This window comes from Pseudacidovorax sp. DMC4 (assembly GCF_056314265.1).
Genome location: NZ_JBQUYR010000010.1, coordinates 127769 through 153655, shown reverse-complemented (window position 1 = coordinate 153655; position 25887 = coordinate 127769). Strand labels below are relative to the sequence as shown.

General features: G+C 71.1%; 23 protein-coding genes. 5 read left to right on the top strand and 18 right to left on the bottom strand.

Features of this window, described 5'->3' with window-relative positions; all coding sequences use genetic code 11:
• Positions 1-43: 43 nt before the first annotated feature.
• Positions 44-1036: a Bug family tripartite tricarboxylate transporter substrate binding protein gene (locus tag ACT54X_RS19450; RefSeq protein WP_294365799.1), complete on the top strand. Its 993-nt coding sequence runs from the start codon at positions 44-46 to the stop codon at positions 1034-1036.
• Between the two features lie 73 nt (positions 1037-1109).
• Here ACT54X_RS19450 and ACT54X_RS19445 read toward each other — a convergent pair whose 3' ends face one another.
• Complete coding sequence (locus ACT54X_RS19445) at positions 1110-2156, bottom strand: aldo/keto reductase (protein ID WP_354321330.1); 1047 nt, start codon at positions 2154-2156, stop codon at positions 1110-1112.
• 190 nt (positions 2157-2346) lie between these two features.
• Between ACT54X_RS19445 and ACT54X_RS19440 the strand changes: the two genes are divergently transcribed.
• The gene (locus tag ACT54X_RS19440; protein ID WP_476347975.1) at positions 2347-3279 is read left to right on the top strand and encodes a LysR family transcriptional regulator; all 933 of its coding nucleotides are present in this window, start codon (positions 2347-2349) and stop codon (positions 3277-3279) included.
• 60 nt (positions 3280-3339) lie between these two features.
• Here the strand turns inward: ACT54X_RS19440 and ACT54X_RS19435 are convergent, their stop codons facing one another.
• The 3 genes from ACT54X_RS19435 to ACT54X_RS19425 form a co-directional block, all read right to left on the bottom strand.
• A complete protein-coding gene (locus ACT54X_RS19435; RefSeq protein ID WP_476347973.1) occupies positions 3340-4353 on the bottom strand; it encodes a hypothetical protein in 1014 nt (337 codons plus the stop codon).
• 353 nt (positions 4354-4706) lie between these two features.
• Positions 4707-7070, bottom strand: a complete 2364-nt coding sequence (locus ACT54X_RS19430; protein ID WP_476347972.1) for a cytochrome P450 — start codon at positions 7068-7070, stop codon at positions 4707-4709.
• 65 nt (positions 7071-7135) lie between these two features.
• Positions 7136-8113: a Bug family tripartite tricarboxylate transporter substrate binding protein gene (locus ACT54X_RS19425; RefSeq protein ID WP_294365788.1), complete on the bottom strand. Its 978-nt coding sequence runs from the start codon at positions 8111-8113 to the stop codon at positions 7136-7138.
• Positions 8114-8229: 116 nt separating this feature from the next.
• Between ACT54X_RS19425 and ACT54X_RS19420 the strand changes: the two genes are divergently transcribed.
• Positions 8230-9117: an IclR family transcriptional regulator gene (locus ACT54X_RS19420; RefSeq protein ID WP_476347970.1), complete on the top strand. Its 888-nt coding sequence runs from the start codon at positions 8230-8232 to the stop codon at positions 9115-9117.
• 62 nt (positions 9118-9179) lie between these two features.
• Here the strand turns inward: ACT54X_RS19420 and ACT54X_RS19415 are convergent, their stop codons facing one another.
• The 9 genes from ACT54X_RS19415 to ACT54X_RS19375 all read right to left on the bottom strand — a co-directional run bounded on the left by ACT54X_RS19415 (position 9180) and on the right by ACT54X_RS19375 (position 18295).
• Positions 9180-9566: a PIN domain-containing protein gene (locus ACT54X_RS19415; protein ID WP_476347968.1), complete on the bottom strand. Its 387-nt coding sequence runs from the start codon at positions 9564-9566 to the stop codon at positions 9180-9182.
• Positions 9566-9778, bottom strand: a complete 213-nt coding sequence (locus ACT54X_RS19410) for an AbrB/MazE/SpoVT family DNA-binding domain-containing protein (RefSeq protein ID WP_354321326.1) — start codon at positions 9776-9778, stop codon at positions 9566-9568. The genes ACT54X_RS19415 and ACT54X_RS19410 overlap by 1 nt, the downstream gene beginning before the upstream one ends.
• Before the next feature lie 239 nt (positions 9779-10017).
• Entirely contained in the window at positions 10018-11016 is a 999-nt protein-coding gene (locus tag ACT54X_RS19405; protein WP_354321325.1) for a DnaJ C-terminal domain-containing protein, read from the bottom strand.
• A gap of 202 nt (positions 11017-11218) precedes the next feature.
• Positions 11219-12790, bottom strand: coding sequence for a GGDEF domain-containing protein (locus ACT54X_RS19400; RefSeq protein WP_476347966.1), 1572 nt, complete (start codon positions 12788-12790; stop codon positions 11219-11221).
• Positions 12791-12894: 104 nt separating this feature from the next.
• Complete coding sequence (locus ACT54X_RS19395) at positions 12895-13542, bottom strand: histidine phosphatase family protein (RefSeq protein ID WP_294365779.1); 648 nt, start codon at positions 13540-13542, stop codon at positions 12895-12897.
• Positions 13543-13592: 50 nt separating this feature from the next.
• Entirely contained in the window at positions 13593-14243 is a 651-nt protein-coding gene (locus ACT54X_RS19390) for a CDP-alcohol phosphatidyltransferase family protein (RefSeq protein ID WP_294365776.1), read from the bottom strand.
• A 41-nt stretch (positions 14244-14284) separates the two neighbouring features.
• A complete protein-coding gene (locus ACT54X_RS19385; RefSeq protein ID WP_476347963.1) occupies positions 14285-15091 on the bottom strand; it encodes a glutamine amidotransferase in 807 nt (268 codons plus the stop codon).
• A 292-nt stretch (positions 15092-15383) separates the two neighbouring features.
• Positions 15384-16868 (bottom strand): GTPase/DUF3482 domain-containing protein, encoded by a 1485-nt coding sequence (locus tag ACT54X_RS19380; RefSeq protein WP_476347962.1) that lies wholly within the window; start codon positions 16866-16868, stop codon positions 15384-15386.
• Positions 16865-18295, bottom strand: coding sequence for a DUF2868 domain-containing protein (locus tag ACT54X_RS19375; protein ID WP_476347960.1), 1431 nt, complete (start codon positions 18293-18295; stop codon positions 16865-16867). Before ACT54X_RS19375 ends, ACT54X_RS19380 begins: the two co-directional genes overlap by 4 nt.
• Positions 18296-18430: 135 nt before the next feature.
• Between ACT54X_RS19375 and ACT54X_RS19370 the strand changes: the two genes are divergently transcribed.
• Complete coding sequence (locus ACT54X_RS19370) at positions 18431-19126, top strand: response regulator transcription factor (protein WP_017760790.1); 696 nt, start codon at positions 18431-18433, stop codon at positions 19124-19126.
• 91 nt (positions 19127-19217) lie between these two features.
• Here ACT54X_RS19370 and argG read toward each other — a convergent pair whose 3' ends face one another.
• The 5 genes from argG to ACT54X_RS19345 all read right to left on the bottom strand — a co-directional run bounded on the left by argG (position 19218) and on the right by ACT54X_RS19345 (position 24948).
• Positions 19218-20558 (bottom strand): argininosuccinate synthase, encoded by a 1341-nt coding sequence (gene argG, locus ACT54X_RS19365; protein WP_476347958.1) that lies wholly within the window; start codon positions 20556-20558, stop codon positions 19218-19220.
• Between the two features lie 83 nt (positions 20559-20641).
• Positions 20642-21016: a 6-carboxytetrahydropterin synthase gene (locus ACT54X_RS19360; RefSeq protein WP_476347956.1), complete on the bottom strand. Its 375-nt coding sequence runs from the start codon at positions 21014-21016 to the stop codon at positions 20642-20644.
• An 8-nt stretch (positions 21017-21024) separates the two neighbouring features.
• Positions 21025-21660 (bottom strand): 7-carboxy-7-deazaguanine synthase, encoded by a 636-nt coding sequence (gene queE / locus ACT54X_RS19355; protein WP_476347954.1) that lies wholly within the window; start codon positions 21658-21660, stop codon positions 21025-21027.
• A gap of 75 nt (positions 21661-21735) precedes the next feature.
• A complete protein-coding gene (locus ACT54X_RS19350) occupies positions 21736-23643 on the bottom strand; it encodes an ABC transporter ATP-binding protein (RefSeq protein WP_476347952.1) in 1908 nt (635 codons plus the stop codon).
• 411 nt (positions 23644-24054) lie between these two features.
• Positions 24055-24948, bottom strand: coding sequence for a LysR family transcriptional regulator (locus tag ACT54X_RS19345; protein ID WP_354321318.1), 894 nt, complete (start codon positions 24946-24948; stop codon positions 24055-24057).
• Positions 24949-25052: 104 nt separating this feature from the next.
• Here ACT54X_RS19345 and ACT54X_RS19340 point away from each other — a divergent pair, with 104 nt between their 5' ends.
• The gene (locus ACT54X_RS19340; protein WP_476347950.1) at positions 25053-25883 is read left to right on the top strand and encodes a DODA-type extradiol aromatic ring-opening family dioxygenase; all 831 of its coding nucleotides are present in this window, start codon (positions 25053-25055) and stop codon (positions 25881-25883) included.
• The last annotated feature ends 4 nt before the right edge of the window (positions 25884-25887 follow it).

Sequence of the window (25887 nt, the reverse complement as noted above, 5' to 3'; positions counted from 1 at the left end):
GCGCGGCTGTCCGATTTCCGTCAACCCTGAACCTGGAGTTTCCATGCTCACTCGCCGCCGACTCGTCGCCACCGGATCCGCCGCCCTGGTGCTGCCGCCCCTGGCCATCACTTCAGCACGGGCGCAGCCCGCACCCCTGAAGTCCACCCGGATCGTCGTGGGTTACGCCCCCGGTGGCACCACCGACCTGGTGGCACGCCGGGTGGCCGAGAAATTGGGCGGCAGCTTTGCCGAGACCGCCATCGTGGACAACCGGTCGGGCGCCGGCGGACAGATCGCCTGCATGGCGGTCAAAGGCGCGGCGCCCGATGGCCAGACGCTGCTGTGCACGCCGTACTCGTGCATGGTGATCTTCCCCTTCGTCTACAAGAAGCTGGGCTACGACCCGGTGGCCGACTTCGTGCCCGTGGGCATCGCCGCCACCACCACACAGGCCATGGCCGTCGGCCCGATGGTTCCGGCGTCGGTCAAGACGCTGCCGGACTACGTGGCCTGGGTCCGGGCCAATCCGCAGTTCGCCAGCTACGGCTCGCCGGCCGCGGGCTCGACCTCGCACTTCCTGGGCGCGCTGCTGGGGCTCGAATCCAAGCTGCCGCTGGTCCAGGTTCCTTACCGGGGCGCCGTGCCCGGTATTGCCGATGTGGTGGCAGGCCAGATCCCGGTGATGTTCACCACGACGGGCGATCTGCTGCCGCATTACAAGGCCGGCAAGTTGCGCCTGCTGGGCACTTCGGGGCCGCGGCGGACGGTCTTCACGCCCGAGGTGCCGACCTTTGCGGAGCAGGGCTTCCCGATGCTCAGCAGCGAGGAATGGTTCGGCTTCTATGCACCGGCGGGAACGCCGGCCAGTGTGGTGAAGAACGCCAACGAGGCCCTGCGCCTTGCCATGGCGAACCGTGCCGTCGTCGACTCACTGGCGGGCGTGGGTCTCGTGGCCTCCGTGTCGTCGCCGGAGGAGATGGCCGAATCGCAGCGGGCGCAGACCGAGCGCTGGGGTCCGCTGGTGCGCAAGATCGGCTTCACCGCGGAGTCGTGAGCCGCTGCCGTCGGCCGGGCGAGGACGCTGAGTCGCGGGCGGTCCAAGGCGCCGACTTCCGCCGCAACAGAGGCTACCGTGGCAAACCGTCGGCGCCCTCGATGCCGGCCCAGCCCGCATCCGGATACCGCGCGCCGGCGGCCGACCCGGGCGAGAAAAGCCGGTCCAGCGCCGCCATCTGCGCGCTGTCGAGCGCCACGCCTGCGGCGCCGACGTTCTGCGTCAGATGCGTCTGCCGCCGCGCTCCCGGGATCGGCAGCACGTGGGGGCCGCGGTGCAGCGCCCAGGCCAGGGCCAGTTGTGTGGCGGGCAGATCCCATTGCGCCGCCAGCGCCTTCAGGGCCTTCACCTGCCGCCGGTTGGCCTCGGCCGCTTCGCCGTTGAAGCGGGGCAGGGCCCGGCGGAAGTCGCCTTCCTCCAGTTCCGACGCTGCCGGCAGGGCGCCCGTCAGCATGCCGCGGCCCAGCGGGCTGTAGGCGACGAGAGCGACGCCCAACTGCTGGGTGAGCGGCAGCAGCTCGGTCTCCAGCCCGCGTTCCCAGAGGGAAAACTCGCTCTGCAGCGCAGCCACCGGATGGACCGCATGGGCGCGGCGCAGGCTCTCCGGTCCAATCTCCGAGAAGCCGATGGCCCGCACCTTGCCCTCGGCCACCAGTTGCGCCATCGCGCCGGCCACGTCCTCGATGGGCACCGCGGTGTCGCGCCGGTGGCAGTAGTAGAGGTCGATGCGGTCCGTGCCCAGCCGCCGCAGCGAGGCCTCGCAGGCCGCACGGATGTAGGCCGGCGTGTTGTCGATGCGCCGCTCGTAACGGCCCGGCTCGCGCACGATGCCGAACTTGGTGGCCACGGTCAGCCGCTGGCGGTCGGCGGCGGCGAGGCCGGCGAGCAAGCGGCCCACCAGTTGCTCGTTGTGGCCGAAGCCGTAGGTGTCGGCGGTGTCGAAATGCTGGACGCCGAGGTCGACTGCGGCGCGCAGCGTGGCGAGCGATTCGGCGTCGTCGGTGGCGCCGTAGAACTCGCTCATGCCCATGCAGCCGAGGCCGACGGGGAAGACCGGGCGGCCGGCGAGCGGGCGCGGTGCGGCAGAAACGGGATCGGAAGGGGCGGGGCGGATGCTCATGAAAGCCTGATGGAAGAAAGACGGCGGGCCCCCTGGCTGGCGGGCCAGGCACCGGCCTGGATGGAACTGACGCCAGCGCGGCGCGCACACCAGCACGCTGGACAGGTCTGCATCGTCGTCCGCAGGCGCCAGCGTGGCAATCCAGCGCAGGCTGCATGGCCCATGCAGCGCCGCTTCACAATCCGGCCCCATGACGCCGTCGCCACCCGACCTTCGCCAGCTGCGCGCCTTCGCCGCGGTGGCCGAACTGCAGAGCTATCGCCGCGCCGCCGCCCGCCTGGGCGTCACGCCCTCGGCGGTGAGCCAGTCGGTGCGGGCGCTGGAAGAAGCGTTGGGACAGCCGCTAGTGCAGCGCACCACGCGCAGCGTCGCGCCCAGTGCCGTCGGCCTGCAACTGCTGGCACGTCTGCGACCCCATCTCGACGGGCTGGAGGCCGCCTGGCAGTCCGCGCACGAGGCCGCGGGCGAGCCCGCCGGGCTGCTGCGCCTGAACATGCCCCGCAGCGCCGCACAACTGATCATGGCGCCGGTCATGTCCGCCTTCCTCGCCGCTCACCCGCGCATCGCGCTGGAGCTGCAGACGCAGGATGGCTTCCTGGACATCGTGGGCGCCGGCTGCGACGCCGGCATCCGTTTCGAGGAGGCGGTGCCGCGCGACATGGTGGCCCTGCCGATGGGCGGTCCGCAGCGCTTCGTGGTGGTCGGCACGCTGGCGCTGGCGGCCGCGGACGGCGCGCCTGAGGACCCCTGGGCGCTGCTGGCCCGGCCCTGCATCCGCCAGCGCTTTCCGCACGGCGAGCTCTATCACTGGGAGTTCGCCCGCGGCACCGAGCGCGTGGCGCTGGACGTGCCGGGTCGGCTGACGGTCGACGACCAGCCGCTCGCGCTGCAGGCCGCGCTCGACGGCGCCGGCTGGGCCTATGTCTACGAGGCGATGGCCGCGCCGCACGTGCGCAGCGGCCGGCTGGTGGCCGTGCTGGACGACTGGTGCCCGCCGGGCACCGGCTTCCAGCTCTACTACCCGGGCCGGCGCCAGACCTCGCCGGCCCTGCGGGCCTTCATCGACTGGTGGCGCGCGGAGGGCGAGCGGCTGCTCCGCACGGACCGGGCGGCGCCGGCCTGAGCAGCCGCGACCGGCTCGGTCGCGTCGAAGAAGAGGCCTCCGGCGACCATCTGCGGCCCATCAGTCGAAGGAGACGCCGAAGCCCACCCGGGCGATGGCCTTGCTGCCGCCCGTGCCCCAGCCGACGCCGGCATGCAGCGTCGTGCGGCCGTCGTCCGAGCGACGCAGGAGGTTCATGCCCACCCCCGCCTGGCCGTTGTAGCTCGCCACCGACCCGGTCAGGTGATAGCGCCGCTGGTCCATCGGCGTGACGACAGCCATCGCCGCAGCCGCCGCGATGCCGCCCGACAGGGCGGAGCCCTGGCGGCTGAGCTGATCCTGCAGCCGGTCGACCCGGCTCTGCAGGACCCCGGTGGACGCATTCAAGGCCTCCACGGCACGGTTGGTGGCGTAGAGCTGGCTGCCATTGACGGCGTCCGTGCTGGTGGGGCTCAACTGGCCTGCCGCCACGTTCTGGACCTGGCGCTCGCTGCCGTTGCTCCCGACCGAGACCGCCCCGGCCGGGCTGCCGCCCGCGAAGGCGTAGTCGCTGCCGGCGATCCGCGTGCCCGGCGTGGCCACGGTCGGGCGGGTCTGGCTGCCGGCGCCCAGGGCCACACTGTTGGGGGTGTCGGCCGTGGCGGATTCGCCGAGGGCCACCGACCCGGCACCGGAGGCCGACGCGTTGTGCCCGACGGCGACGGCGCCCGCGCCGGCTGCGCTGGTGTTCTGGCCGACGGCCAGCGCCTGGCCCCCGGCGGCGCTGGCGTCGGGCCCCACCGCCATGCTGCCCGTGCCGGTGGCGCCCGATGTGGCGGCCGAGGCATTGCCGGCAGTGCCGGCGTTGACGTTGAGGTACGACGTGTCGTTCACATTCACCCATCGGCCGCTGGTCCACACCATGAGCCCGGGTGCCAGGCCATTGCCCGAGGTGGTGTTGTAGACCACCATGCCATCGACGGGCTGGCTGCCCGCCAGGCCCCAGGTGCTGCTGTCGGTCAGGGGAATACGGGTGAACAGAAGACCGCGGCTGTTGCTGTCCATTTCGAGCAATGCGCCGGGATTGGCCGGCGCCACGCCGCTGTCGCTGATCACGATCTGTGCGCCGGCGGCCCCGCAAATCAATGCGCCCCCCAGAAGAATTGCCAGCGGTTTGCGCGCTGCGCCGACCGCCAATAAGACGTCTATTTTCTTTTTGTCAAAAAGCCTAAAAGCACATGGCTTCATGAGTGCACTCCCGGAAAGCCGGGAATGGTAGTGCGCCGCATTGCTCACTCGGAGTGGGCTTTCCATGCCAAGGAAGCTTACGTGAACAATTCTTTAAGCTTCACTGTTGCATTGACAGTTGGTTATCAGTCGTTTGGGCTTGCCGTCTTTTTTGAGCGTCAGTCGATCCATGGATATTCAGGGCCCGGCGGCGGAATAGGGACGCTGAATCGGCGACCGGTTCAAAGCTGCAAGACCACCTTCTGCCCGCAGGCCCGCGAGCAGCAGCTCATCATCTTGCGGTTCTCCTCGCGCTCGGCGCGGGTCAGCACGCGGTCGCGGTGGTCGATGTCCCCCTCGATGACCGTCACCTCGCAGGAGCCGCACAGGCCTTCCTCGCAATCGCTCTGCACGTCGATGTTGGCGGCGCGCAGGGCCTGAAGCAGCGTCTGGTCGGCCCGCACGGCGATGGTCAGGCCCGAATCCTTCAGTTCGGCGTCGAAGCCATGCTCCTGGCTCGGGTCCAGCGTGCCGAGCGTGGAGGCGAAATGCTCCACGCGCAGGCTGTCCTCGGGCCAGTGCGCGCTGTGCTCGGCCAGCGCGTCGAGCAGGCGCGTGGGGCCGCAGGCATAGACCTGCGTGCCGGGCATCGGCACGCGCAGCAATTCGGCCAGGTCCAGCCGCCGGCCTTCGTCGCCCGCGTGCAGGTGCAGCCGCTCGCCGTGCAGTGCCTGCAACTCGTCCACCATCGCCATCGTGGCGCGCCGACGGCCGCAGTAGTGGAGGTCGTAGGGAATGCCCAGCGCCTGCGCCCGCCGCGCCATGGCGCTGATCGGCGTGATGCCGATGCCGCCAGCAATCAGCACCAGGCGCTTCGCCCCTTCGTCGAGCCGGAAGTGGTTGCGCGGGCCGCGGATGCGCAGGCGGGCGCCTTCGTGGGCATGGGCATGCATCCAAGCCGAGCCGCCCCGGCTCTCTGCCTCCAGTAGCACGGCGATCTCGAAGGCACGGGCATCGTCCGGGTCACCGCACAGCGAATACTGGCGCGACAGCCCGGTGTCGCCGCACTCCACGTCGATGTGCGCGCCGGGCGACCAGCGGGGCAGGGTGCCCCCATCGGCGGCCACCAGGCGCAGGCGGACGATGCCTTCGGCCGCCGGCTCGGCACGCTCGACGACCACGGGCCGCGTCAGCGCATGGCCCGTGGGCTCGCCGATGCGCACCGGCGCGCGCTCGCCATCGCGGGCGGCCGGATCGCGGCGCTCGGGGTTGGCCGCCGGGTCCCATTCCACCCACAGGTGTTCGGGGCCGCGGAAGGAGGTGTTGGGCACGTAGCTGAACTGCTGCGCGGCCAGGCGCATGTGGGGCAGACGGCGGGTGAATTCCTCCAGGAAGACCTGCATCTCCATGCGCGCGAGGTTCTTGCCCATGCACTGATGCGAGCCGTAGCCGAAGGTCAGGTGGTCGCTGGCGTTGTCGCGGCGGATGTCGAACAGGTCGGCATCGGCGAAGTGGCGCTCGTCATGGTTGGCCGACGAGGTGACGATCAGCAGCTTGCTGCCCGCCGGAATGGCGATGCCGCCGACGGTCACGTCCTTGGTCGCAAGCCGGCGCCAGGCGGCGACCGAGCCGTTGTGGCGCAGGCATTCCTCGACGGCGTTGGGGATCAGGCCCGGGTCTTCGCAGATCTCGCGCCAGGCGGTGGGGTGCTGCAGCAGCAGCTTCATCGCGTTGGCCGTGGCGTTGGCCGTGGTCTCGTGGGCGGCGACGATGCCGGCCATCATCATCGAGTGCAGGTAGGAGTCGGTGACGACCTCCGGCAGTTGCTTCTGCATGCGGATGCCGTACTGCATCCAGCCCGGTGCGTCGGGGTTGGCGCGCATCTTGTCGAGCACCTGGCCCGCGTACTGCCAGAAGTTGCCGACGGCATGGGCGACCGCCACCTGTTCCTCCGGCTTCGGCCGGCCCCAGGTGTTGACGGTGTGGGCGATGGAGTACTGGCGCAGCGTGTCCATGTCCTCCTCGGGCACGCCGAGGAAGTGCAGGGCCACGGTGAGCGGCACTTCCCACAGCATCTGGTCCACCAAGTCGGCGCGGCCGTCGTCGATGAAGCGGTCGACGTACTCGCGCGCCAGCTGGCGCACCAGCGGCTCGTGGTGCTTCAGGTGCTCGGGCGTGAAGGGCTCCATCAGCGCACGGCGGCGCGGCATGTGGGCCGGCTCGTCCTCGTTGACCAGCGTGCGGTTGAGGGCGAAGCCGTAGCTGGCCAGCACCGCGTTGGCCTCGGGCCCGGTGGGGGTGATCTTCTCCAGCGCGATGGACGGGCTGAAGGTGAGGTTGTCCCGGAAGATCGCCTTGATGTCCTCGTAGCGCGTCACCACCCAGTAGCCCAGCAGCGGGCTGTAGAAGACGGGCTCCTGCTCCCGGGCCCAGCGGACGTACTCGGGCGGGTCCTGCTGGTAGCCGTCGCTGAAGGGATCGAAGGCGGCGCCGCCATGGCTGACCGGGCAGCCATTGGGCGCGGCCGGTGCGGGCGCGGCGGCATGGGCGAAGGGGCAGCCGCCGGCAGGAGCGGAAGCAGGGGCGTCGGCGGTCGAGGCAGTCATTCGGCAACTCCGGAAAGCGAAACGCCCGCGCTATCCCGGAAGACAGCGCGGGCGTCGGTGAAGAATCAATCGAGCGTGATGTTCAGGTCACGGATCAGCTTGTGCCAGCGCGCGTTCTCGCCCTTGAGCAGTTCGGCGAACTGCGCGGGCGTGTTGCCGACCGGCTCGACACCGAAATCGATCAGCTTCTTGTGCACATCGGGCGCATTGATGGCGGCCACCACCTGCTTGTTGAGGGCGTTCACCGTCTCGGCTGGCGTGGCGGCCGGCACGACCAGGCCCACCAGCGCGGCGGCCTCGACGTTCTTGAAGCCCAGCTCGGCGAAGGTCGGCACATCGGGCAGCTGCGGCAGGCGCGTGGCATTGGCCACGGCCAGGGGCCGCACCTTGCCGCCCTTGATGAAGCCCGCACCAGCCGCTAGGTCGACCATCATGGCCGGCACCTGGCCGCCCGCCACGTCGGCCAGGGCCGGGGCGGCGCCGCGGTAGGGCGCATGGGTCATCTTGAGGCCGGCCTCGGTCTTGAGCAGCTCCATCGCCAGGTGGTGCGGGCTGCCCGCGCCGGCCGAGGCGTAGTTGATGCCCTGCGGATTGGCCTTGACCTGGGCGATGAATTCCTTGGCGTCCTTGGCCGTGACGCTGGGGCTGACCACCAGGATCATCGGGAAGCGGCCCATCAGCGTGACGGGCGCCAGGTCCTTGCCGGGGTTGTAGCTCAGGCTCTTGTAGAGCACCGGATTGAACACCAGCGTGCCGTTGTCGGCCGAAAGCAGGGTGTAGCCGTCGGGCTGCGAGCGCACCACGTCGGCGGCGGCGATGGCGGTGTTGCCACCCGGCTTGTTCTCGACCAGCACGGGCTGGCCCGTCTGCGCGGACAGCTGCTGGCCGATGGTGCGGGCCAGGAAGTCCGAGCCACCGCCGGCCGGATAGGGCACCAGCCAGCGCATCTGCTTGGACGGATAGGCGGCCTGTTGTGCCTGGGCCGAGGCAACGGGCGCCAGCAGCGGCAGTGCCATGAGGCAGGAAGCCAGAAGCTTCTTCATTGGAAAAGTCTCCAGATCTTGACGCCCGACAAGGGGTCTTCGGGTTTTTGATAAGCGTAATTTTGGTACGCATTGCGTAATCTTGCGATCGGGTTAACCCCATTCCCTTGCGCACCATGCCCCGCCGACCTCCACCCTTGCCCGATTCCCCTGTTTCCGAAGCCGATGGCGCCACCGCCGGATCGGCCGAGCCTGGAGCCCCCGCGCGTGCCCGCGAACGCCGTCAGCGCGTGCAGTCCGCCGAAACCGGCATGGCCGTGCTCAAGGGCCTCGCGCGCCTCGGCGGGCGGGCCAGCCTGACGGCCCTGGCCGCCCACGTGGGCGAAAGCCCCGCCAAGGTCCACCGCTACCTGGCCAGCCTGGTCGAAGAGGAACTGGTGACGCAGGACAGCGGCTCGCAGCACTACTTCCTGGGGGCGGCGGCCATCCAGATCGGCGTGGCCGCCATGCGCCAGGCCGACCCGCTCCGGCTGGCCGAGCCCGCACTGGTGCACCTGCGCGAGTCGCTCGAAGTGACCTGCTTCCTGGCGGTGATGGGCAACAAAGGGCCGACCATCGTCCGCTTCGAGGAGCCCGGCCTGCCGATCACGGTGAACGTGCGCGTCGGCTCGGTGCTGCCGATGCTGTGGTCGGCCACGGGCCGCGCCTTCCTGGGGTGGCTGGGCGACGAGGCGCGCGTGCGTGCGTTGGCCGAGGCGGAACTGGCGCAGGCCGATGGGCGGCATCGGGCCTCGCTCGCGGACGAACGGCCCATCGCGCAGCTGTGCGAGTCCGTGCGGGCCGCCGGCTGCGCCTGGGTGCGCGACACCAACCTGCCGGGCATCAGCGCCATCGCGGCGCCCCTGTTCGACCATGCCGGTCGGGTGCGGGCGGTGATCACGGCGCTGGGCGCCACGGGCGGGTTCGATCCCGACCCCGAGGGGCCGGTGGGCCTGGCCTTGCGCGAGGCCGCGTCTGCCGCCAGCCGGCATCTGGGCCATGGGGTCCATGGCGGCGGCGCCTGAGTGCCGCCCGGCATGCGGCCCTTGCGCCGCATGTCGATGTCACGCCTGTCCTTGGGTGACCCTTACGCGGACTTGGCGAAGAACACCACGTCCGGCAGGTTCTTGAAGTGGGCATCGCAGGTCAGCAACTCCGCGCCCACGCGCCGGGCTGTGGCGTACACGATCGCGTCGGCCGTGGCCAGCCGGTATTCGCGGTGCAGGTCCGCCGCAAGCAGGGCAATGGCGGTGTCCAGGGGGACGACCACGCATTTCTGGGTGTAGGCCATCACCTGGTTGGCCTCTTCCTCGCCGACTTCCCGCGTCATCCATTTCGACAGTTCGAGCTGGACGATGGTGGGGACGATGCACTGCGCCTTCTGCGGAAATTGCTGGCCGACTCTCTTGCCCAATGCGCTGCCATCGAGCCATTCGATCCAGGCCGACGTATCGACCACCCGCTGCGCCGCCATCAGTAGCGGTCCTCGCGGTCACGGTAATCGTCTTTGCGCGCGCCCTTGGCAATGCCGGCCAATTGCTCCAACTCCGGTACGGGCATCACGAGCACGCCCTTGCCCTTGGGGATGAACACGAACTCCTGCCCGGGCTTCCACTGCTGTTCGTCCCGCACGGCCTTGGGAATGGAAATCTGGAACTTGCTGGACAACGTGGCTGTGGCGGCCATTTTCCTACTCTTCTGGTATCGATGATGAAAAGGTAAGAATATACCGCCCTGGCTCAATGGCGCCAGACCCGGCCGGCGGGGCCGCCCCATCGGCTCCGGTGACAGAGGGGATCGGCACAAACTGTCTGGATCGGACGCCGGGCGGCAGCGCGGCCGGCATGGCTGTCCAAGGCTCAGGCGGTGGCGCGACGGCGCCGCCGCCGCTCCGGCGATGCGGTCCGGAGCCCGCAGCGCCTACCTCATGCCGTGCTGGTCGTGCGGCTGCGCGCGCCGAGGTCGCGGCGAGGGTCGAATCCGGCCGTCGCCCTGGCGAGCTGCTCGTAGGCCGCGCGCGCCGCCGCGCTGTCGGCCGGCGCGACGGCGATCGAAAGCACCAGGTACAGGTCGCCACCCAGCCCGCGGCCCTTCAGCCGCAGCTTCATGCCCGCACGCGCCGCAGCCGGCACCTTCACCTGCCCGGTGCCGCCGCCCGGCAGCGGCACCTCCACCTCGGCACCCAGCGCGGCCTCGGCGGGCGTCACGGGCAGATCCATGACCAGGTCGCGCCTCTCGACGCGGTAGAGCGGGTGCGGCGCGATCCGCACCTCGAGGTACAGGTCACCGGCCGGCTCGCCGCCGATGCCCGGCATGCCCTGGCCCGCCAGGCGGATCTGCTGCCCGGGCCGCACACCGCGCGGCACGCGCACCTGCAGCGTCCGGGTCACCGGCCGGGGCCGCCCGCCGGCGTCGAGCTCCACCGCCTGCAACTGGATCTCGCGCTCGCCGCCGGCCAGGGCGAATTCCAGCGGGACCTCGATGGCGGCATGGCGGTCCTCGCCCGTTGCGGCGCGGGTGCGCCGCGCGGCACCGCCACCCGTGGGCCCGGCAGCGCCGGCGCCGAACAGGTCGGAAAAGAAGGCGCCGAGGTCCGGCGCCTCGGCACCGGCGCCCGGGCCGCCGCTGCGGAAGAAGCTGAAGCCGTCTTCCCAGCCCGGCGGCGGCGCAAAGCCGTCGCCGTGCCCCATGGTCGCGCCGCGGCGCAGGCGCTCGGCCATCGCGTCGTATTCGGCGCGCCTGGCGGGGTCGCCGAGCACCTCGTGGGCCTCGTTGATCTCGCGCATGCGCGTCTGCGCGTCGGCTTCCTTGCTGACGTCGGGGTGGTACTTGCGCGCAAGGCGGCGGTAGGCCTTGCGGATCTCGTCGGCGGTGGCGTCGGGCGCCACGCCCAGTGTGTCGTAGTGGTTCTTCGAAGCGTCCATGGCGTTGCGTGTCCCAGGTTGGTGGATGCGCAAGGCCCTGGCCGTGCCGGGCCTTGCGTCGCCGGACGCTCAAGGCGTGCCGCCCGGACGGCGCGGCGCTGTGGGGGCGCGCCACGTCGCGGGTCCTGCACGCGTTGCGCGCCAGGCGATGCTGACCCACAGGTGCAGTCCTGGCCCGATATTTGCAAGGGCGCGGCGACGCTCAGTCGAAGACGACCCGGTTGCGCCCCCGCGCCTTGGCGGCATACAGGCGTTCGTCGGCCGTCCTCAGCACCGCCTCCAGGTCGTCGTCCGGACCCCGCCACTGGGCAACGCCGAGCGACAGGGTGGCGGCCTGCCCCCCGGGCGCAGCCGACTCGGCCGCGCGGCGCCGCAGCGACTCGGCGATGGCCACCGCCTCGGGCAGGGCGGTGTGGGGCAGCAGCAGGGCGAACTCCTCCCCTCCGATGCGGCAGGCCAGGTCCTCGGGCCGCAGGCCTTCCGCCATGAGAGCCGCCAGCTGGCGCAGATGGGCGTCGCCCACGTTGTGGCCGAAGCGGTCGTTGACCTGTTTGAAGAAATCGATGTCGAGCAGCACCACGCAGAACGGGGTCTCGCCCTCGGCCAGCACGGCCAGGCTGAAATCGAACTGCCGGCGGTTGCCCAGGCCGGTCAGCGGATCGGTGGCCGCGTCCTTCTGCAGCCGGCGCAGGTTGCCGTCGAACACGCCCAGGCCGCGCAGCATGGCCTTCTTGAGCTGTGCCGCCTCGAAGTACCACGACGAGATCGAGCGCAGCCGCGCGTCGGACTCGCCGGGCTGGTGACTGGCAGCGGTGGCCGCCAGGGCGTGGAGCGGGCTGGCGATCTTCAAGGCAAAGGCCCAGACCAGCAGGAGCGCCACCGCGGCCAGCGGCAGTGTCCACTCCATCACCTGCCGCATCAGCGCACCGATGGGGGCGAGCGTAGCCGACAGGGGCCGTTGCACGACGATGCCCCAGCCCGTGGTGGGCACGATGGAATAGCCCGCCACCATCTCGATGCCCCGCGAGTTGACGAGCACCTCGCTGCCCGAGACGCCCTGGGCGATGCGGTCGGCCGCCACGTTCACGCCCATGAATGCGCCGACGCGCTGCGCCTCGGGGTGGTACAGGATGCGGCGCTGGCGGTCGACCACGTAGAGGTAGGAACCATCGTGGTAGTAGTGCGTGCCCAGCAGCTTGTTCAGCGCGCTCTCCTGCCGCAGGTAGATCGCGCCCAGGATCACGCCCTTGCGCGCGCCGTCGGTGGCCACGATGGGCTGCGAGACCAGCACCAGCATGTTGCCGCTGGGCGCGAGGTAGGGCGCGCTGACCCGCGGGCCCTCCGCCGCAAGGGCCTGTGTGGCCTGCGGCGTATGCAGCATCGAGCCACGCAGGTTGAGCTGTGGGGGCGAATCGGCCAGCACCCGGCCCGCGCTGTCGGCGATGACAACCGAATTGAGGCTGTCCGTCTGCAGGTGCAGGCGCCGGGCTTCGGCATCCACGCGCTCGGCGTCATGCAACGCCGGGGCCACCTGGCTGGCGGCGTAGGCCATCTGCTGCAGCACGCCCTTGAAGTAGTCGTCGGTGCTGCTGGCAAGCTTGTTCGCATAGGCTAGGTTGGATTCGAGCGACTGCGCGATCAATTGCTGGCGCTGCACCTTGTAGCTGGCGTAGAAGGTGGCCAGCAGCGACACCACGGCGCTGGACGTGGTCAGCGCAATGATCAAGTGCCTCAGGTTGACCACCAGGGGCCAACGGCGGCGGACGGATTTCATGAAGGCTGGTATCAACCGCCTGTGGCGTCAGAAAAAGTCAACTCATCGTTAATGTAGGCGCAATGACCAGTGCGCCGCCCCACAACAGGCGCCGCTGCCGTGTGTCAGGCGACAGCGGCGATGCTGCCGTCAGCGGCCCGCAACGCGCGCACGCCCCAGCGGCCATCTGCGGCGCGCTCGAAACGCAGGGGCTGCGCGTTGCCCAGCACCGCCGCATCCACGGGCACGTTCAGCAGCGCCGCCAGCACGTACAGGGTGCCGCCGTGGGCCACGACGAGCACGGGCGCCGGCTCCTGCAGGGCGGCGTCCAGGGCGGCACGCTTGCGGTCGACGAACTGGGCCAGCGTCTCGCCGCCTTCGGGGGCGCATGCCCAGTCGATGTCCACCGACGAGGTGCCCACGAGGCAGCCGAAGTGACGCTCGCGCAGCACCTCGCGCGCCACCGGGGTGAGCTTGAGCGGCGCCGCCACGGTGTGGGCCGTATCGAAGGCCCGCCGCGCGTCGCTGCAGACGATGCTGCGGATGGGCTCGTTCGCCAGCACGGCGGCGGCCAGCGCGGCCTGCTGCAGGCCCAGATCCGACAGCGGCTCGTCGTAGGACTGGAAGATCCGCAGCGCATTGCGCGGCGTCTGGCCGTGGCGAAGGAAATAGAAGTGGTCGACGGCCGGGTCCAGGGGCACGGCCGAGGCCAGCTGGATCAATTGCGCCAGGCCCTTGGCATGCTGGGTGAGTTGGGGTGCGGGATGGGTCATGGAACAGATCGGAGGTAGCGGCGCGGGTGCAGACGCTCGGTCGGGCGCGTTCAGAACTTGGGGATGCGCAGCGTCTTGCTGATCATCAATGTGCCCGACAAGGCGTACAGCAATGTGAAGGCATGCAGCGTCCACGGCCCGATCTCCCAGCTGCCGCCCCACAGCGCGCCGCCCAGGCGGTCCTGCGCTGCGGCCCAGGCCAGCAGCCCCACCAGCACCACGCTGGTGGGAATGGGCGTGCCTTCGAAGTAGCGCACCTTGTCGCCGCCTTCGGACAGCGTTTCGGCCGTGACGTTGTAGCGGGCCAGTCGGCTCACGCCGCAGCACACGAAGTACAGCAGCACCACCGCGTCCCAGCCGCCGCGCAGGCCGGCCGCGAAGCCCAGGGCAGCGGGCGCCACGCCGAAGGAGATCACGTCCGCCAACGAATCCAGCTCGCGCCCCAGCGCGGAATGGGTCTGCCGCCAGCGCGCGATGCGGCCGTCGAAGATGTCGAGCACGAACGCCGCCGGGGCTAGCACGGCGGCCGCATAGAAATGCCGCACATCGCCGCTGGCGACATAGGCCATGGCCAGCAGCACCAGGCCCATGCCGCAGGCGGCGTTGCCCAGGGTGAAGAAGTCGGCCAGATGGAAGCCGCGGATCATCGAGAAATGCCGACGACGCGCGGAAGCGTCGACGGGAGAGGCGTGGGTGGACATGGCGCGTTCACTCCTGGAAAGGGCTGAAAGACCGCATCACCCTAGCCGGCGACGGCGGCGGCCGATGTAGTCTGCCGTCCGGTTCCGGCCGCGGCGAGCCGCGCAAAGCGGCCCAGCAGGCTGGCGGCCTCCGGCGTGGGCCGGACCTGTGACGCCACCGCAGCGGGGTCGTCAAGATGGGGCGCCTGCGCCTGGACGTAGCCCTGCATCGCCTCGGCATCGAACTCCGGGTGGAACTGCACGCCCCAGGCACAGCGGCCGATGCGGAAGGCCTGGTGCGGCTCGTGCGCGTTGGACGCCAGCGGCACGGCGCCGGGCGGAAGCTGCAAGGCACTCTGGCGATGGATGACCTGGACGGGGAACTGCTCCGGCAGGCCGTTGAACAGGGCATCGTCCTGCGCAGTGGACGCCAGCCGCAGCGGCACGGTGCCGATCTCCAGCCCGCCCGGGTGGAAGTCCACCTCGCCGCCCATCGCATGCGCCAGCAGTTGGTGGCCGTAGCAGATGCCCAGCACGGGCACCTCGGCCTTCACGCAGCGCGCCAGCCAGGCGGCCGTGCGCTCGCTCCAAGGCGCGCGGTGCGAGACCATTTCATGAGAACCGGTGATGACGACGCCGCGCAGCGTGCCCGGCTCCGGCAGGAGGCCGCCATCACGCGGGTCGCAGACCTGGATCTCGCCCTCATCGACGCCGAGGCCACGGGCGATCCAGTCGTCGAAATCGCCCCGCTTGGCGCGCAGCGCGTCGAGCGTGCTGCCGGTCTTGACGATGAGCAGCGGCCGGGAATCGGCCGAGAGCGGGGAGGGGGAGGATGCAGGGGAGGAGAGGGCGGCACCAGCGGAAGTCATCCGCCGATCATGCCGCAGTGCGGCGGCATCCGGTGCCGGATGGCCCGGCGTCGCGCCGAGCCATGGGTGGGCCACTCAGCGCAGGCCGAAGAAGGAGAGCACGGCAGCGATGACGACGACCAGACCGACGATGTAGATGATGGTGTTCACGGAGGAGCTCCTCGAATTGCGATGGAATGCAGTGTGGGCCGGTCGGACGGCCGTCCGCCGTCGGACGGCCCAGGGGCCCGGTGTAGGAAGCCCGTCCGCGTTGTGAGGGAATTCGGCCCATCGGCCGGCCGCAATCGAGGCGTCAAAAGGGGGCAGCACGGCTTTCGGCCACGGGGCCCGCAGCGTGCACCAGGTGCGCCGCCACGCGCTCGACGGCCTCGTCGCGCGCGGACGAGACCACGTCCCGGCGTGCACCGGTCGGCCGCCACTCCGGATGCGCCCGCGCCACGCGCGTGGCCTGGACGGCGGCGCGCAGGGCATCGGACCGCTCGGGTGACACGGCGGCGGTTGCGGTGTCGACGGCCGCCGTGCCCACCGCGCCATGCCCGCGCGCCTCGAGCGCCCGCACCAGGGCCAACTGGCGCTCTGCCAGCACGTACAGCACGGTGTCCTCCACGGTCAGTGCCTGCTGCCCGCGCAGGCGTCCGGCCAGGCGGCGGCCCAGCGGGCCGAGCCCCTGGGCCAGCGCACCGCCCAGGGTGCCGCCCAGCAGGGCGCCGGCCCCCAGCGACAGCCCGCCCACCGCCAGATCGGCCGCGGCGCCCAGCACCGCGCCGACCGCCGCGCCCTGGCCCAGGCGCAGCCCCGCCTGACGCAGCAGTTCGGGGTTGAACAGGTCCATCCCTTCGAGGCCTTCCAGCTGCGGCAGCGGCGGCTCCGCCGCGTCGCCGGACCGGAAGCCATACAGCCTGAGCAACGCCGCGGTGTTGCCGCGCACCTCGTCCTGCAAGGTGGCGCGCAGGGCCTCCACCTCGGCGGCGCGGCGCTGCGGATCGGCCAACTGCGCCGTCGGCACCACCCGCTGCAATGCGGCGCAGGACACCAAGGTGCCCGCGACGGAATGGCAGGCGCCGGCATGCCGGGCGGCGGCTTCGGCCAGGAGGTGCGCGGCCACGGCACGCAGCGCCTCGCGGCGTGCAGGCAGCAGGGTGCCCAGGTCGTGGTACAGGTCACGCTCGGCACCGGTGAAGGGCGCGGCGGCGTCGAATCGCACCACGGCATGCAGGCCGGCGTCGGACAGCATGGCGCGCCACTGCGGCTCCCGGCTGGCGCCATGGGCGATGAAGTTGAGGATCGGCAGCACGGGCCGGGCACAGGCGCCCAGCAGTTCGACCTCGTCGCGGTACTTGGGCAGCACCGGCTCGCGCGTGTCGATCACCAGGAAGGCGGCATCGGCATCGAGCAGCAGGCGCAGCACCTTGGCCTCCTGCTCGAAGGCGGCCTGCGCCTCGGGGCCCTGCAGGAAGGCCCGGACGCGGGCGGGCCGGCTATCGCCGGGCAACTGCGACACGTGGGCCAGCAGAGTGACGGCGTCCTCCAGGCCCGGCGTGTCGTGGAAGCGCACGACCGGCGTGCCGTCGATGCGCAGGTCCACCTGCTCCACGTGGCGGGTGGTGCCGGGCCGGTCGGAGACCTCGCCGAAGTCGACCCGCCGCGTCAGGGTGCGCAGCAGCGAGGTCTTGCCGACATTGGTGTGGCCCACCACGGCGATGCGCAGCGTCGGCGCGTCAGGGCCAGCGCCTGCGGCGCGGTCCAGGGTGGTCGACGGGGGTGTGGACGGGGTCATCGGGGCGCCTCCGGCGTCGCCGCTCCGGGGGCCAAGTCCGCCAGGGCGGACTGCCAGCGCGGATGGCAGGCGACGAGTGCATCCAGGCCGGTGTCATGCAGCCACCGCGGCCAACGGGCGCGCTGCGCCTCGTCGGCCTGGTCGGCATCGACCAGCCACAGGTGCAGCGAAGCGGCCAGGGGCAGCAGCTCGCGCAGCAGGCGCTCGGTGCCGCGGTCGGGGCTCGCCGTGGCCTGGCAGGCCACCACCAGCCGCCGCGGTCGCCAGGCCGCCACCTGTTGCACGGCGGCGGCGCGGGCCGCGGCGCTGCCGTCGCAGCCCCATGCCCTTACGTCGTGCGGCAGGTCGGCCGGCGGCCACGGCTGCTCGGGTGGGAGTTCGAAGGCCAGCAGCACCGGGGCGCCCGGCGCATCGTGGGCGCGCCGGGGAAGGGCCGCACCATGTCCGGCCACCGGCTCGGCGTCGACCACCCGGGCGGGTGCCAGGGCATCCAGCCGCGCCTGCAACTGCCGGTAGTAGGGCAGGGTGAAGTCGGGCTGCAACCGACGGCGCCGTGCCTGCCACAGGGCGGTGCACCACAGGGCGCACAGCAGCCGGGGCAGCAGGCCGTAGACGCCCACGCAGCCGACCAGCCACCAGGCCAGCACCGCCTGGCCCGCCGCATCGGGCGGGGCGGCGGGATCGCCCGCGGCACGAATCAGCGTGGCATCCGGCACCGGAAAACCCAGGAGGCCGGGCAGCCATGCCATTGCATCGATGGCCCGGGCAAAGCCGGCGGGATCGAGCAGCGTCGTCTCCCAGCCCAGCGTGTAGCGGCGGAAGGCCAGGGCGGACAGCAGCGCCGCGATGGCGACGCCGAAGCCGATGGCCCACAGCAGGTGGCTGGCCAGGCCCAGCAGCCAGGGCAGCAGCCGCGCCCGCTCCAGCAACTGGACGCCGGCCTGCAGCAGCGCAGAGCCCTCGCGTCCGCGGCCCAGGGCCGTGCGCGCGGTGAGGGCCAGCCACAGCCGGCCAGCCAGGGCGCCGCCCCGGCCCTGGCCCGGCACCAGCAGCGCCGCGAGCCAGGCCAGCAGCGACAGGCCGTGCAGGCCCAGCAGGCCCGCCAGCGAGGCGATGACGTTGATGCGGCGCTCCTGCGCATCCACCACCGCGCCCGCCAGCCCCAGGCCGGCCGCCACCATGAGGGCGGCGACGCCTAGCAGCACCAGGGGTGCCAGGTCGCGGGCGCGGGCCAGCCGGCCGGGCAGGCCCAGGCGCTCGGCCAGCAGGCGAGCCCGCTGCACCAGTGGCCAGGGCGCGGGTTCGGGCGCATGGGCAAGCTGGCGCAGCACCGACTGGTCTTCCAGCGGACCATCGGACTCGATGCGCCGGATCGCCTCGGTCGTCAGCGCATCGGCGAAGGACAGGGGGACAGGCGGGAGGCTCAAGAGGGAAAGCGCGGCAGCAGCCGGCAGCTCGGCGAGGGGCGGGACATGGGCCGCATTGTCCCCGGCGACGGGCGTCTGACGGTCGGCTGACCGTTCATTTGCCTGCCCCCCGGCCCGCTGATAGCCTCGCCCGCCATGCGAATCCTGCTGGTCGAAGACGATGCCGTGCTCAGTGGCGTGATGTGCCGCAGCCTGGGCGACACGGGCCACGCGGTGGCCCTGGCCGCCACGGTCGAGGAGGCCGATGCGCAGTGGTCCAACGGCGGCTTCGACGCCGTGCTGCTCGACCTGAACCTGCCCGAGAACACCCGCCCCGACAGCGGCCTGGGCAGTGGCCTGCTGGCCCTGCGCCGCGCCCGGGCCCGCGGCGACCGCACGCCCGTCATGGTGCTCACGGCCCGCAACCGCACCGACGAGCGCGTCATCGGCCTGGATTCCGGGGCCGATGACTACCTGGGCAAGCCCTTCGATCCTGGCGAGCTCGAAGCGCGGCTGCGCGCGCTGGTGCGCCGTGCCGAAGGCGCGAAGGATGTGGTGGCCGTGGGGCGCCTGCAACTGGACCGCCGTGCCCGGCGCTTTCGCATCGATGGCGAGCCGCTCGACCTGCCGGCGCGCGAATTCGGCCTGCTCTGGGCCCTGATGAGCCCACCCGGCCAGGTGTTGGCCAAGCGCGAACTGGCCCGCAAGCTGGCCGAGGAGGCGGACGGCCCGCTCAGCGACAACGCGCTGGAGGCCTTCGTCTCCCGCCTGCGCAAGCGGCTGGTGGACAGTGGCGTCGGCGTGCGCACCCTGCGCGGCATCGGCTACCGGCTGGAAGCCGACACCGCCTGACCGGCACCGGCGCCTGTGGCGCATCCATGAAAAAAGCGGCCCCACGAGGCCGCTTTCGTCTTGATGGGGCCGAGGAAGCCCCGTCCGCCGATCAGCGCTTGCTGTCGTCCTTGATCTGCGGCAGCTCCGTGCCCTCGGGCTTGGCCAGCAGGCCGGCCTGCACGTAGGTGGCCAGCTTGGCGCGCGTGTCGACGATGTCGAGGTTGCGCATGGTCAGCTGGCCGATGCGGTCGGCGGGGGAGAAGGGCGCGTCTTCCACCTTCTCCATCGACAGGCGCTCGGGCGCGTAGGTCAGGTTGGGCGACTCGGTGTTCAGGATCGAATAGTCGTTGCCGCGGCGCAGCTCCAGCGTCACCTCGCCGGTGATGGCGCGGGCCACCCAGCGCTGGGCGGTCTCGCGCAGCATGATGGCCTGGGGGTCGAACCAGCGGCCCTGGTAGAGCAGGCGGCCCAGCTTGAGGCCGTTGACGCGGTACTGCTCGATGGTGTCCTCGTTGTGGATGCCGGTCACCAGCCGCTCGTAGGCGATGTGCAGCAGCGCCATGCCGGGGGCTTCGTAGATGCCGCGGCTCTTGGCTTCGATGATGCGGTTCTCGATCTGGTCGCTCATGCCCAGGCCGTGGCGGCCGCCGATGCGGTTGGCCTCTTCCATCAGGGCGACCAGGTCGTCGTAGGTCTTGCCGTTGAGGGCGACCGGGCGGCCTTCGTCGAAGCGCACGCGCACCTCCTCGGCCTTGACCTCGACCTCGGGCTTCCAGAAGGCCACGCCCATGATCGGGTTGACGATGCGGATGCCGCTGGAGAGCAGTTCCAGGTCCTTGGCCTCATGCGTGGCGCCGAGCATGTTCGAGTCGGTGCTGTAGGCCTTCTCGACCGACATCTTGTAGTCGAAGCCGTTGGCGATCAGGAACTCGCTCATCTCCTTGCGGCCGCCCAGCTCGTCGATGAAGGTCTGGTCCAGCCAGGGCTTGTAGATCTTCAGGCCCGGGTTGGTCAGCAGGCCGTAGCGGTAGAAGCGCTCGATGTCGTTGCCCTTGAAGGTCGAGCCGTCGCCCCAGATGTTGACGTCGTCCTCCTTCATGGCGGCCACCAGCATGGTGCCGGTCACGGCGCGACCCAGCGGCGTGGTGTTGAAGTAGGTCACGCCGCCAGTGGAGATGTGGAAGGCGTTGGCCTGCAGCGCGGCGATGCCCTCGGCCACCAGCTGCTGGCGGCAGTCCACCAGGCGGGCCTTCTCGGCGCCGTAGGCCAGGGCCTTGCGCGGGATCTCGTCGTAGTCGGGCTCGTCGGGCTGGCCCAGGTTGGCGGTGTACGCATAGGGCTGGGCGCCCTTCTTCTTCATCCACAGCAGGGCGGCGCTGGTGTCCAGGCCGCCGGAGAAGGCGATGCCGACCTTCTGGCCGGTGGGGAGGGATTGCAGGATGGTGCTCATGTGCGTCGGAAGGAAGCGTCGTCGTATCGGTTGCGGGGCGGGCCGCGAACCCGCGATTGGACCATAGGGCGGCGCCCGCGGCGTCAGCGCGGCAGCACGAGCCGGCAGCTGTCGCCGCCGGCCTCGCGCCACACGCGCACGGCCGACACGGGCAGCTGGCGCTCGCGCAGCGCGGTGGCAATGTAGGCGCAGAGGTTCTCCAGCGTGGGCGTGCCCAGGCCGGGGACTTCGTCGAGGAGATGGTGGTCCAGCGTCTGGCGCAGCGTCTCGATCTCGGCACGCAGCACGGCCAGGTCGACCACCATGCCGGTGGCGGCCTCGCGCAGGCCTTGCACGCTCACCTCCGCGTGGTAGGTGTGGCCATGCACGCGCAGGCTGCTGGCGGTGTCGTGCACCCGCCGCAGCGTGTGGGCGGCGTCGAAGAAGAAGCGCTGCGACAGCTCGAATTCGAACTCCATGGCCGTGCTCACCGGATGCCGATCACTTTGTGCGTCTGCGTGCTCAGGCGCCATTGCGGGCGCTGCAGGCAGACGTCGATGCACTCGCGGGTGTGGGCGGCGCGCTGCGGATCGTCCAGCGGCTGCAGGTAGCGCCGGCCGAAGTCCAGCGCCTCCATATCGGCCAGGTCGATGCCGGCCTGCGGCCACACCAGCTTGAGTTCGTCCCCATGGCGCTGCACCAGCGGGTTGCCGGCCTTGGGGCTGACGCAGATCCAGTCGATGCCCTCCGGCGCGGGCAGGGTGCCGTTGGTTTCGATGGCGATGGCGAAGCCGCGCGCATGCAGGGCGGCGACGAGGGCGGCGTCCACCTGCAGCAGCGGCTCGCCGCCGGTCAGCACGACGAAGCGGTGGTCGTGGGCCGGCGCGGGCCAGCAGGCGGCGACCTGATCGGCCAGAAGCTCGGCTGTCGCGAACTTGCCGCCGAGCGTGCCGTCGATGCCGACGAAGTCGGTGTCGCAGAAACGGCATTGGGCGCTGGCACGGTCCTCCTCGCGGCCGGACCACAGGTTGCAGCCCGCGAAGCGGCAGAAGACGGCCGGGCGCCCGGCCTGGGCGCCCTCGCCCTGGAGGGTGTAGAAGATTTCCTTGACGGCGTAGGCCATGGCGCGGCGCGGCGAAAAAACCCGCGATTGTCGCAGGCGAGCCGCGCTGGACGGTCGGCCCCGGCCGGCCGCACCTCAGCGCGCCGCGGCTTCTGCCGTCGCTTCGGCCTCGTCGCCGAAGTCCTCGCCCAGGAAGCCGCCGCTCTGGTGCGCCCACAGGCGGGCATACAGCCCGCCGCGCGCCAGCAGCTCGCGGTGCGAGCCTTCTTCCACCACACGGCCGGCATCGAGCACGATCAGCCGGTCCATGGCCGCGATGGTCGACAGGCGGTGGGCGATGGCGATCACCGTCTTGCCTTCCATCAGCCGGTTCAGGCTCTGCTGGATGGCCGCCTCCACCTCGGAATCGAGGGCGCTGGTGGCCTCGTCCAGCAGCAGGATGGGCGCGTTCTTGAGCATCACCCGCGCGATGGCGATGCGCTGGCGCTGCCCGCCGCTGAGCTTGACGCCGCGCTCGCCCACATGCGCCGCCAGGCCGTGGCGGCCCTGTGGGTCGGTGAGCGTGTCGACGAAATTGGAGGCCTCGGCCCGCTCGGCGGCGGCGCGCACCTCGGCTTCGGTGGCGTCGGGCCGGCCGTAGGCGATGTTGTCGAACAGCGAGCGGTGCAGCAGGCTGGTGTCCTGCGTGACCATGCCGATGTGCGCACGCAGCGAATCCTGCGTCACGTGGGCGATGTCCTGACCGTCGATCAGCACGCGGCCGCCTTCCAGGTCATGGAAGCGCAGCAGCAGGTTCACCAGCGTGGACTTGCCCGCGCCGGAGCGGCCGACCAGGCCGATCTTCTCGCCCGGGCGCACGGTGAGGTTCAGGCCGTCGATCACCGTGCGGCCCTGCACGGCGGGTGCCGTCACACCGGGCAGCAGGGGCGGGCGGTAGCTGAACTCCACGTCCTCGAAGCGCACCTCGCCGCGCTCGACCACCAGGGGCTTCGCATCGGCCGCATCCACCACGGTGCGCTGCCGGCTCAGGGTGTTGATGCCGTCCTGCACGGTGCCGACGGCCTCGAACAGGCTGGTGGTCTCCCACATGATCCAGTGCGACATGCCCTGCAGCCGCAGGGCCATGGCGGTGGCGGCGGCCACCGCGCCCACGCCCACTTCACCACGGCTCCACATCCACAGGCCCACGCCGGCCATGCCGCCCACCAGCAGCATCGACAGTGCGTGGTTGACGATCTCGAAGGCGCTCACCAGCCGCATCTGCGTGTAGCCGGTCTTGACGAAGTCCTGCATGGCGGCGCGGGCGAACTGCGCCTCCCGCCGGGTGTGGGAGAAGAGCTTGACGGTCGCGATGTTGGTGTAGGCGTCGGTGATGCGCCCGACCATGGCCGAGCGCGCATCCGCCTGTGCCTTGCCGATGCGGCCCAGCCGCGGGACGAAGTACGCCATGGCCAGCAGGTACAGCACCAGCCAGACGACGAAGGGCCAGATCAGCCCGCCCGCGAACACCCCGGCCAGCACCACGATGGTGGCGACGTAGGTGGCCATGGTCACCAGCACGTCGGCCATCACGAACAGCGTGTCGCGCACGGCCAGCGCGGTCTGCATCACCTTGGTGGTGATGCGGCCGGCGAACTCGTCCTGGTAGAAGGACATGCTCTGGCCCAGCATCAGCCGGTGGAAGTTCCAGCGCAGCCGCATCGGCAGGTTGATGGCCAGCACCTGGTGCTTGACGATGGTCTGCAGCGCCACCACCAGCACGCTGGCTGCGAGGGCAACGGCCAGCCAGGTGAGCGCGCCGCCGCGCTCGGCCCACAGCTGTGCGGGTGAGATGCCCGACAGCCAGTCCACCAGCCGGCCGAGCATGCCGAAGAGCAGCGCCTCGAAGGCCGACATGATGGCCGTGAGGAAGGCTAGCGCCGCCACCTTGCCGCGCACGCCGTCGGTGGTGAACCAGAGGAAGGCGAAGAAGCCCTTGGGCGGCAGCGAAGGCTCGTTGGGCGGATAGGGCTGGAGCAGTTTTTCGAAGAAGCGGAAGAGCAAGCGCGGTGTCTCCTGAACGAGGCCCGGCACTGTACCGGCGGTGCAGCGACGGCACGACGAGCAGGGCTTTGCGGAAGAGGGCAGCGGCGTCGGCCGGCGATGGCCGGCCGCGGACAAAAAGAAGGGGCGCCCCTGCAGGGCGCCCCTTGTGTGCCGGCGATCGTCCGCGGGGAATGGCGTCAGGATCGGCAGGCCTGCTGGCTTCGCGGCGGGCATCCCCTTCGCAATGCACGGAAGACTGCGCCTGTGTCGCCGATCCCGTTTCCCGCGGGGTGCTCGACCTGGCACGACTGCAAGTTGCGCCGGGCGCCGGGGCAGGCCTGTAGGACGTGTGCGCTTCAGCGGCGGCGCTGTCGGCGGTCCGCGTGTCGGCCATGGCGGCGGCGCGGAACCCGCATCGCCCGAGATCGTTCAGCCAGCCGGCCCGAGCGCGACGGCCAGGAAGTCGATGAAGCTGCGCAGCGCCGGCGCCATGTACTGCCGGCTCGCATACACGGCGAACAGCGTCGTGGCCGGCGTGCGCCATTCGGGCAGCAGCTCCACCAGCCGTCCCTCGGCCAGGTCCTCATCCACCAACCACACCGGCAGGTAGGCGACGCCCAGGCCGGCATGCACCGCATGGCGGGTGAGGTGGGTGTCGTCCGAGCGCATCACGGGCGTGAGCCGAAGCATGGCCTGACGCCCGTCCGCCGCACGCAGCACCCGGCCTTCGAGTTGCACGTAGCTGGGCACGATGGCGCCCAGGCCTGCCAGGTCCTCGGGCTTTGCAGGCGTGCCGCGGGCCGCCAGGTAGGCGGGTGCGGCCACGATGTGGAAGTCCACCGTGCACAAGGGCCGCGCGATCAGGGCGGCGGCCGGCTCCTGCGTGGCCCGCAGCGCCAGGTCGAAGCCGTCCGCGACCAGGTCCACCCGCCGGTTGGCCAGGTGCAGGTCCACCAGCACCTCGGGGCACTGCACGTGGTAGTCCGCCAGCAGCCGGGCCATGCGCGGGGTGGCGAACCACACCGGCGCGCTCACCTTCAGGCGACCACGCGGCGTGGCGTCGGCATCGGCCACCAACGCGGCCTCGGCGCTGTCGAGCAGGTCGAGGGCGCGGCTGCTCTGCTCGTACCAGCTGCGGCCCGCGTCGGTCAGGCTCAGGTGCCGGCTGGAGCGGTGCAGCAGCCGCGCGCCCAGGCTGCGTTCCAGCTGGGCGATGTGCCGGCTGGCCATGGGCGCGGAGAGGCCCATGGCCTCGGCCGCGCGGGCGAAGCTGCCCGATTCCACGACCTCCCGGAACAGGCGCAGGCTGGTGAGGCGGTCCATGTCTTGATTGCGTGGAATGAAACTGAACCTTGATTGTGCGGCCATCGATTGCGGCCCGCGAAAGATCTAAAGTCCATCCCAACACGATTCAGGAGCCCTTCGCCATGAGCACGATCAACAGCCCGCGCCTGCCCACTTACTTCATCTCCCACGGGGGCGGCCCCTGGCCCTGGATGAAGGCGGAGATGGGCGACACCTATGCCCGCCTGGAGGCTGCACTGGCCGACATGCCGCGGCAGATCGGCCGCAAGCCGCGCGCGATCCTGATGGTCTCCGCCCACTGGGAGCGCCCGCGCTTCACGGTGCAGGCCAATCCGCATCCGTCCATGGTCTACGACTACGGCGGCTTTCCGGTCCACACCTACCAGGTGCGCTACGACGCCCCCGGCGACCCGGCGCTGGCCCAGCGCGTGCAGGCGCTGATCGAGGCGGCCGGCCTGCCGTCGGGCATCGATGCCGAACGCGGCTACGACCACGGCATGTTCTCGCCGATGAAGGCCATCTACCCGGACGCGGACGTGCCGGTGATCCAGCTCTCGCTGCGCCAGGGCCTGGACCCGGCCGAGCACCTGGCGCTGGGCCGCGCGCTGGCGCCGCTGCGCGACGAGGACGTGGTCATCGTCGGCAGCGGGCTGAGCTACCACAATCTGCGCGCCTTCGGCCCCCAGGCGCAGGCCCCGTCGCGCGCCTTCGACGACTGGCTGGGCCAGACGCTGGCCCAGGACCCGGCCGCCCGCGCCCAGGGCTTGATCGGCTGGGAAACGGCGCCCGCCGCCCGCATCGCGCATCCGCGCGAGGAACACCTGATCCCGCTGATGGTGGCCGTCGGCGCCGCCGAGCAGGAGGCGGCGCACCGCGTGTACTACGAGAACGGCTTCATGGGCGGCCTGACCGTCTCCAGCTACCGCTTCGGCGACGCCCCCGGCGCGCATTGAGCAA

Bases quoted from the DNA above. Each gene is read 5' to 3' on its own strand.
- ACT54X_RS19450 (WP_294365799.1), top strand. From the start codon at position 44: ATGCTCACTCGCCGCCGACTCGTCGCCACCGGATCCGCCGCCCTGGTG.
- ACT54X_RS19445 (WP_354321330.1), bottom strand. From the start codon at position 2,156: ATGAGCATCCGCCCCGCCCCTTCCGATCCCGTTTCTGCCGCACCGCGC.
- ACT54X_RS19440 (WP_476347975.1), top strand. From the start codon at position 2,347: ATGACGCCGTCGCCACCCGACCTTCGCCAGCTGCGCGCCTTCGCCGCG.
- ACT54X_RS19430 (WP_476347972.1), bottom strand. From the start codon at position 7,070: ATGACTGCCTCGACCGCCGACGCCCCTGCTTCCGCTCCTGCCGGCGGC.
- ACT54X_RS19425 (WP_294365788.1), bottom strand. From the start codon at position 8,113: ATGAAGAAGCTTCTGGCTTCCTGCCTCATGGCACTGCCGCTGCTGGCG.
- ACT54X_RS19420 (WP_476347970.1), top strand. From the start codon at position 8,230: ATGCCCCGCCGACCTCCACCCTTGCCCGATTCCCCTGTTTCCGAAGCC.
- ACT54X_RS19415 (WP_476347968.1), bottom strand. From the start codon at position 9,566: ATGGCGGCGCAGCGGGTGGTCGATACGTCGGCCTGGATCGAATGGCTC.
- ACT54X_RS19410 (WP_354321326.1), bottom strand. From the start codon at position 9,778: ATGGCCGCCACAGCCACGTTGTCCAGCAAGTTCCAGATTTCCATTCCC.
- ACT54X_RS19405 (WP_354321325.1), bottom strand. From the start codon at position 11,016: ATGGACGCTTCGAAGAACCACTACGACACACTGGGCGTGGCGCCCGAC.
- ACT54X_RS19400 (WP_476347966.1), bottom strand. From the start codon at position 12,790: ATGAAATCCGTCCGCCGCCGTTGGCCCCTGGTGGTCAACCTGAGGCAC.
- ACT54X_RS19395 (WP_294365779.1), bottom strand. From the start codon at position 13,542: ATGACCCATCCCGCACCCCAACTCACCCAGCATGCCAAGGGCCTGGCG.
- ACT54X_RS19390 (WP_294365776.1), bottom strand. From the start codon at position 14,243: ATGTCCACCCACGCCTCTCCCGTCGACGCTTCCGCGCGTCGTCGGCAT.
- ACT54X_RS19385 (WP_476347963.1), bottom strand. From the start codon at position 15,091: ATGACTTCCGCTGGTGCCGCCCTCTCCTCCCCTGCATCCTCCCCCTCC.
- ACT54X_RS19380 (WP_476347962.1), bottom strand. From the start codon at position 16,868: ATGACCCCGTCCACACCCCCGTCGACCACCCTGGACCGCGCCGCAGGC.
- ACT54X_RS19370 (WP_017760790.1), top strand. From the start codon at position 18,431: ATGCGAATCCTGCTGGTCGAAGACGATGCCGTGCTCAGTGGCGTGATG.
- argG (WP_476347958.1), bottom strand. From the start codon at position 20,558: ATGAGCACCATCCTGCAATCCCTCCCCACCGGCCAGAAGGTCGGCATC.
- ACT54X_RS19360 (WP_476347956.1), bottom strand. From the start codon at position 21,016: ATGGAGTTCGAATTCGAGCTGTCGCAGCGCTTCTTCTTCGACGCCGCC.
- queE (WP_476347954.1), bottom strand. From the start codon at position 21,660: ATGGCCTACGCCGTCAAGGAAATCTTCTACACCCTCCAGGGCGAGGGC.
- ACT54X_RS19345 (WP_354321318.1), bottom strand. From the start codon at position 24,948: ATGGACCGCCTCACCAGCCTGCGCCTGTTCCGGGAGGTCGTGGAATCG.
- ACT54X_RS19340 (WP_476347950.1), top strand. From the start codon at position 25,053: ATGAGCACGATCAACAGCCCGCGCCTGCCCACTTACTTCATCTCCCAC.